At 69.9% G+C, this 7,176-nt stretch carries 8 protein-coding genes; 6 read left to right on the forward strand and 2 right to left on the reverse strand.

All coding sequences use genetic code 11. The features are described from left to right. A partial coding sequence (locus RT309_RS12725) for a beta-propeller fold lactonase family protein (RefSeq protein ID WP_313357581.1) occupies positions 1-404 on the forward strand: 404 nt, incomplete at its 5' end. Between the two features lie 6 nt (positions 405-410). On the opposite strand, the gene RT309_RS12730 is transcribed toward RT309_RS12725, so the two are convergent. Continuing rightward, a complete protein-coding gene (locus RT309_RS12730) occupies positions 411-1,109 on the reverse strand; it encodes a hypothetical protein (RefSeq protein ID WP_313357583.1) in 699 nt (232 codons plus the stop codon). A gap of 112 nt (positions 1,110-1,221) precedes the next feature. On the opposite strand from RT309_RS12730, the gene RT309_RS12735 reads away from it, so the two are divergent. The 5 genes from RT309_RS12735 (at position 1,222) to RT309_RS12755 (ending at position 5,959) form a co-directional block, all read left to right on the forward strand. Continuing rightward, complete coding sequence (locus RT309_RS12735) at positions 1,222-2,631, forward strand: NAD(P)/FAD-dependent oxidoreductase (RefSeq protein WP_313357584.1); 1,410 nt, start codon at positions 1,222-1,224, stop codon at positions 2,629-2,631. 169 nt (positions 2,632-2,800) lie between these two features. Continuing rightward, the gene (locus tag RT309_RS12740) at positions 2,801-3,631 is read left to right on the forward strand and encodes an ATP-binding cassette domain-containing protein (protein ID WP_313357586.1); all 831 of its coding nucleotides are present in this window, start codon (positions 2,801-2,803) and stop codon (positions 3,629-3,631) included. Continuing rightward, on the forward strand, positions 3,628-4,293 hold the full coding sequence (locus tag RT309_RS12745) for an ABC transporter permease subunit (protein WP_313357587.1): 666 nt from the start codon (positions 3,628-3,630) through the stop codon (positions 4,291-4,293). The genes RT309_RS12740 and RT309_RS12745 overlap by 4 nt, the downstream gene beginning before the upstream one ends. Beyond that, positions 4,290-5,018: an ABC transporter permease subunit gene (locus RT309_RS12750; RefSeq protein ID WP_313357589.1), complete on the forward strand. Its 729-nt coding sequence runs from the start codon at positions 4,290-4,292 to the stop codon at positions 5,016-5,018. Before RT309_RS12745 ends, RT309_RS12750 begins: the two co-directional genes overlap by 4 nt. 20 nt (positions 5,019-5,038) lie before the next feature. After that, positions 5,039-5,959 carry an ABC transporter substrate-binding protein gene (locus RT309_RS12755; protein WP_313357590.1) on the forward strand — a complete coding sequence of 307 codons (921 nt, stop codon included), beginning with the start codon at positions 5,039-5,041 and terminating at the stop codon, positions 5,957-5,959. Positions 5,960-6,025: 66 nt separating this feature from the next. Here the strand turns inward: RT309_RS12755 and RT309_RS12760 are convergent. Beyond that, positions 6,026-7,176: AI-2E family transporter (locus RT309_RS12760; protein ID WP_313357592.1), on the reverse strand; the 1,151-nt coding region annotated here is incomplete at its 5' end.

Below are 7,176 nucleotides of genomic sequence, written 5' to 3' on the forward strand. Positions count from 1 at the left end.
AGTTCTCGTGCGAGGTGTTCACCCTGGCATCCGCCCGCGACGGGCGCTGGGGGCTCGTCGCGGCGACCACCGCGTCGCCGATCGCCCGGGTGGGGTTCGACTTCCCCGCCGAGCTCGCCGTCTCGCGCGACGGCGACACCCTGTACACGGCGCTTCGGGGCAGCAACACGCTCGCGGCGCTGCGCGTGCGCGGCGGCGGCGACATCCTCGAACCTCTCGCGCTCGCGGACTCCGGCGTCTACTGGCCGCGCCACCACCTCGTGTACGACGGCACGCTGCTGGTGTCGGGGCAGCGCTCCGGAACGGTCGGCGTGGTCGACATCGACGAGCGCACCGGCGCTCCGCGCGACGTGCGCCACGTCACCGAGGCGCCGACGCCGACGGTGATCCTGCCCGCGCGCTGAGCCGCGTCAAGCCGGCATCCGCCACTGCGCGGGCGGACCGGCACTCGGGTTGAGCGGCGGATACGTTCGCCACACCGACACGAACCGGTAGCCGCCGTACGCGACGGCGGCCGCGACGACCGCGAGTCCGGATGAGAGCCCGATGGCCACCGAGCCGGGCTGAGGTGCGCCGAGGAACGCGCTCAGCCCGCCGAAGAACATGCCGGTGACGGTGCCGTTCACGAGCGTGCTGAGCATCGCCGACGAGCCGAGCACCTGCTCGAGCGATCCGCGACGACGCAGGAACGAGTACGTCACCGTCATGCCGAGCTCATCATCGTGCACCGAGGCGAGGAAGAGCTCGGCCGCGGTGGGGTCGAGACGCTGGTAGCCGGCGCGGATGCGGTTCATGGCCAGCACGTACATCAGGTCCTCCTCCGCGACCACGAGCACCCGCATGAGCGTGAGCAGACCGACCGCGGCGATGAATCCGAGGATGCTGATCGCCGCCACGGGGAACCACGACGCGAACCCGGATGCCTGCCCGAGCAGGCCGATCGTGACCAGGCCCGCCGAGACGAGGGTGAGGTGGATGGAGATCCGGCTGAGCACCTCGCTCTGCGCCGTGCTGCGCGCAGCGAGCAGGCCCCAGTGCTCGGTCGAGAGGATCTGCAGTCGACGAGCGAGCTCGGGGTCCGAAGCGCCGGCCTCGGATTCTGACGTCATGTCCCATCGTCGCACCGTGGCCGGGTCGAGCAGAAGGGCATGCGACGTCACGGAAGGCCGCAGTCGTGTCAACCCCCGACGGCGAAGCCGCGCCGTCCGCAAGACTGGCCGGATGAGCGACGAATACGACGTCATCGTGCTGGGCGCGGGTCCCGTCGGCGAGAACGTGGCCGACCGAGTCGTGCAGGGCGGGCTCACCGCCGTCATCGTCGAGAGCGAACTCGTCGGCGGCGAGTGCTCGTACTGGGCGTGCACCCCGTCGAAGGCGCTGCTGCGGCCCCTGCAGGCGCTGCGCGCGGCCCAGCACGTGCGCGGAGTCACGGGCGGCGACGTCGCACCCGCCGACGTGCTCGCCAGGCGCGACGACTTCGTCTCGCACTGGTCGGACGACGGGCAGGTGTCGTGGCTGCAGAGCGCCGGCATCGACCTGGTGCGCGGGCACGGGCGGCTGACCGGTGAGCGTGAGGTCACGGTCACCACCGAACACGGCGAGCGGGTGCTGCGGGCACGGCACGCAGTCGCAGTCGCGACCGGATCGGATGCCACGATCCCCGACATCCCGGGCCTCGTCGAAGCCGGCCCATGGACCAGCCGCGAGGCGACCGGCGCCGAACAGGTGCCCGACTCGCTGGCCGTCATCGGCGGCGGGGTCGTCGGCGTCGAGATGGCGACGGTCTTCGCCGGGCTCGGGGCCAGGGTCACGCTGATCGCCAGGCGCGGCCTGCTCGAGCGGATGGAGCCGTTCGCCGGTGAACAGGTCGCCGAGGGGCTGCGCGGGATGGGCGTCGATGTGCGGCTGGAGACGCAGACCACCGCGGTGCGTCGCGAGGGAGATGCGGTCATCCTGACCCTCGACGGCGGGGCGGAGGTCAGGGCAGCCGAGGTGCTCGTCGCCACCGGACGCACCCCGCGCAGCGCCGACATCGGTCTCGAGACGATCGGACTGCAGTCGGGTCGCTCGATCGAGGTCGACGACACGATGCGGGTGCCGGGCACTGAGTGGCTGTACGCCGTCGGGGACGTCAACGGCCGGGCTCTGCTGACGCATCAGGGCAAGTATCAGGCGCGCGCCGCCGGGGATGTGATCGTCGCCCGCTCCCGGGCAGAAGTGGTCGCCGATGACGCGTGGGGCCGTCATGTGGCGACCGCCGACCATGCTGCGGTGCCGCAGGTGGTCTTCAGCGAACCGGAGGTCGCCTCGGTGGGGTTGACCGCGGATGCCGCCCGCGACGCCGGCCGGGAGATCGCGGTCGTCGACTACGACCTGGGCTCGGTGTCGGGCGCGGCTCTGCATGCCGACGGCTACCAGGGGCGGGCGCGCATGGTGATCGACACCGAGCGCGAGGTGATCCTCGGGGCGACCTTCGTGGGCGACGACGTCGCCGAGATGCTGCAGGCTGCGACCATCGCCGTGGTCGCAGAGGTGCCGATCAGCCGGCTCTGGCACGCGGTTCCCGCCTATCCCACGATGAGCGAGATCTGGCTGCGATTCCTCGAGGAGTACGGCAGGCAGTCCGCATGACCGTGCGACGGCGTGACGGGGCACGGCCGGCAATCCGCCGGGGCGACGGCTCCGAACCCGGATTGCGGGCAGGGAGCGATTCCGCCGCAATGTCGGTGATGTCCCCTACCCTCGAAGGGATGCCAGGAGGTACGTGCATGAGAGCTGTCCCCGCAGGAGCCGTGAGCCGATGATCGAGTTCCGGTCGGTCACCAAGACGTTCCCCGATGGCACGCGCGCCGTCGATGACTTCAGCCTGATCATCCCCTCACGCAAGACGACCGTGTTCGTCGGCTCGTCCGGCTGCGGCAAGACGACGCTGCTGCGCATGATCAACCGCATGGTCGAGCCCACGTCGGGAGAGGTCGAGATCGACGGGAAGAGCGTGCTGGGCGGTGATCCGGTCGCGTTGCGGCGCAGCATCGGCTACGTCATGCAGAACTCCGGTCTCATGCCGCACTTCACCGTGCTCGACAACGTGGCGACGGTGCTGCGCCTGACGGGCGTCTCGCGTCGCGACGCGCACGTGCGGGCACGAGAGATGCTCACCACGGTCGGTCTCGACCAGTCGCTCGCCGAGCGCTATCCGAGCCAGCTCTCGGGTGGTCAGCAGCAGCGCGTGGGCGTCGCTCGCGGGCTCGCCGCCGATCCGAACATCCTGCTCATGGATGAGCCGTTCGGCGCGGTCGACCCGATCGTGCGCGCCGATCTGCAGCAGGAGCTCATCCGCCTGCAGAGCGAGCTCGACAAGACCGTCGTGTTCGTCACGCACGACATCGACGAGGCCTTCCTGCTCGGCGATCAGGTCGTGATCCTCGATCGCGGAGCGCGGATCGTGCAGGTCGGCAGCCCCAGCGAGATCATCGAGAAGCCTGCGGATGCCTTCGTCGAGGCGTTCATCGGCGCCGAGCGGGGCCGCCGTGCGCTGACCGTGAAGCAGACTCCGAACGGCCAGGTGGTCGTCGACTCGGAGGGGCGCACGCAGGGCCGCCTCGTCGGCACGGGGGAGCCGACGGCATGAACTGGGTGGTGGACAACCTCGGGCTCATCGTCGAGCTCACGGTGGACCACCTGCGTCAGAGTCTCATCCCGATCGCGCTGGGCTTCGTGCTGTCGCTGCCGCTCGGCTGGGTCGCGTGGCGATACCGGCTGGTGCGCGGACCCGTCATCGTGCTCACCGGTCTGCTGTACACGATCCCCTCGCTGGCGCTGCTGATCCTCATGCCCGCAGCCTTCGGGTACTCGGTGATCAGCGAGGAGAACCTGATCGCCGCGCTGACGATCTACGCCGTCGCGATCCTCGTCCGTGCGGTCGCCGACGGGCTCGACTCGGTGGATGCGGGTGTGCTGCAGGCGTCGACCGCCATGGGCTACGCAGCACCGCGACGCTTCTTCACGGTCGAGCTGCCGCTCGCCGGGCCCGTCATCCTGGCGGGCCTGAGGGTGACCGCGGTCTCGACCATCTCGCTCGCGACGGTCGGCATCCTGATCGGGGTCACCAACCTGGGCTACCTGTTCACCAACGGGCAGCAGCGCAGACTCATCGCGGAGGTGCTCGCCGGCGTCGTGGCGGTGGTGATCATCGCGCTGGTCGTCGACGTGCTGCTGATCCTCGCGGGGCGGATGCTCATGCCGTGGACGCGGACGGCGACCCTTCGACAGGCGAAGGCGGTCAGCGCATGAATCTGTTCGCCGACGCCTTCGCCTGGCTGTTCTCCCCCGAGCGGCTGGTCGGCACCTACGCCCTGCCCACCCTGCTCGCCCAGCACCTGATCTACACGATCATCTCGGTGGCCGTCGCCGCCGCGATCGCCCTGCCCGCCGGATGGCTGATCGGCCACACCGGGCGGGGGCGCGAGATCGCGGTGGCCATCTCGGGCGCCGCACGTGCGATCCCCTCGTTCGGGCTGCTCGTGCTGCTGGTGCTCGTGATGGGCATCCTGCAGACCCCGCTCGCCGCCGTGATCACGTTCGTGCTGCTCGCCATCCCCTCGCTGCTCGCCGGCGCGTACACCGGCCTCGAGGCCATCGACCGCCGGGTCATCGACGCCGCCCGCGCGATGGGCATGACCGAGTGGCAGATCTTCACGAAAGTCGAGCTGCGTCTCGGCCTGCCGCTGCTCGTCGGCGGTCTGCGCTCCGCGCTGCTGCAGGTGATCGCCACCGTCACGATCGCCGCCTACGTGAACCTCGGCGGGCTCGGATGGCCCATCATCCAGGGCATCCCGCTCAGCCGCTTCGACCAGGTGCTCGGCGGCGCGATCCTCGTCGCCGCTCTCGCCCTCATCGTCGACCTGCTGATGGCGCTCGCCCAGCGCGCCGCCGTCCCCGCGGGGCTGCGCCCCGCGGCATCCGGAACACCCGCTTCGACGTCGCGCGCTCGCCGCGTGGCATCCGCCCCTGCCTGACCGACACCGAAAGGCCCGCCATGTCCATCCATCGCAGAACCCGCACCGCGCTCACCGCCGGTATCGCCCTCGTCGCCGCCCTCTCACTGGCCGGCTGCGGATCGAACGCGAATCCACTCGACAAGCCCAGCGCCGACAGCGGCGACACCGGCGGCGACACGATCGTCGTCGGCTCGCAGGCGTACTACTCGAACGAGATCATCGCCGAGATCTACGCGCAGGGTCTGGAAGACGCCGGCTTCACCGTCGACCGCAAGTTCAACATCGGCCAGCGTGACGCCTACATGCCCGAGGTCGAGTCGGGCAACATCGACCTGTTCCCCGAGTACACCGGCAACCTGCTCGAGTACCTCGACAAGAAGGCGACCGCCACCAGCCCCGACGACGTGTACGCCGCCCTGAAGGACGCGCTCCCCGACGGGCTCACCGCGCTGCAGTACGCCGACGCCAGCGACCAGGACACGTACACCGTGCTGAAGTCGTTCGCCGACGAGAACGAGCTCACCTCGATCGCCGACCTGTCGAAGCTCAGCGAGCCGGCGACCATCGGCGCCGCACCCGAGTTCGAGCAGCGCCCGTACGGCCCCGCGGGCGCGAAGGACGCGTACGGCGTCGACCTGAAGTTCTCGGCCACGGGCCAGGGCACCCTCGACGCGCTGCTGGCCGGCACGGTGCAGGTGGCCGACATCTACTCCGCCGATCCCGCCTTCCAGACCGAGGACATCGTGGCGCTGAAGGATCCCGAGAACATGATCCTCGCGTCGAACGTCGTGCCGCTCGTCTCGAGCGACATCGCCGACGAGGTCAGCAAGGTCATCGACGCGATCAGCGCCGAACTGAGCGCCGAGGATCTCGTGGCGATGAACGTGCAGAGCACCGTCGACCAGAAGTCGTCGGCCGACATCGCCAAGGCATGGCTGAAGGACAAGGGCCTGATCTGACCCGGCCCTGAACACCGGCGCGGCCGGGTGGGTTCGCCCACCCGGCCGCGCCGCTGCTCTCGCGGGTCAGACGCGCTCGTCCTGCCGGGGGATGAAGATCTGATTCAGGATGATGAGGATGGATGCCGTGGCCGGCACCGCCACGAGCGCACCGAGCAGCCCGAGCAGGGTGCCACCGACCAGGGCGCCGAGCACCACCAGCAGACCGGGGACCTCGAGGGTGCGGTTCATCACCTTCGGCGTCAGCACGTACGCCTCGATCTGGATGTAGATCAGGTAGATGACGCCGAAGATCAGCGCGTGCAACGGGTCGGCGAGCAGCGCGACGACGGTGCCGATGGCGAGGAAGAGCAGCGGACCGACCAGCGGGATGAGCGTCACCAGGAATGCGACGACGGCCATCAGCGGCGGGAACGGCAGCCCCAGCAGCAAGTACAGCGCGAGCGCCACCATCGAGTTCGCGAACGCGAGGATGACCATGCCCTGCACGTAGCCGCCGACCGACTCGGTGATCTGATCGATGATGCTGCGGGCCTGCTGGCGCTTGCGGGCAGGGGCCAGGCGCAGCATCGAGGTGATGATGCCCGGCAGTCCCACGACGAAGTAGAGGGTGAGCACGAACACGATGACGAAGGCCGAGACGCCCTCAGCGATCGACGTGCCGACCTTCAGGGCGCCGCCGCCGAGGGCGGTGAGCGTCTTGCCGTCGGTGAGCAGCTTCTGGCCGTCGGCGAGCAGCGAGCTGATCTGGTCGCCGAACTGCTTCTCGAGCAGCACGTACAGGTCGGTGTGCATGAAGTCGTCCACCACATCCGGGACCGACTTCACGAACGACGCGATCTGATCGACGACGACCGGCACGATCAGCACCAGCACGAGACCGACGGCGGCGACGAGGGCGACGATGACGATGGCGACGCTGACGCCGCGCGACAGCCCGCGCCGGGTGAGCAGGCGGACGGCGGGGTTCAGGCCCAGCGCTGCGAACAGGGCGATGGCGACGTAGACGAGCACCGTCGACAGGCTGGTGAGCGCGAGTGCGAGCAGGAACGCCGACAGGCCGCCGAGCGTGAGCAGGAATCCGAGCCGGAACGGGCGGTCAAGGCGCGTCCACATCGAGCGTCGCGGTGTGGGCGCATCGGCCGGGGAGGGGTGCTCCGCCGCTTCGGCGGCTGCGGCCGCGGCGTCCGCCTCGTCGGCTGCGGCGCTGGCCTCAT

The sequence above is a fragment of the Microbacterium sp. genome, from assembly GCF_032084865.1.
Lineage (GTDB): Bacteria > Actinomycetota > Actinomycetes > Actinomycetales > Microbacteriaceae > Microbacterium.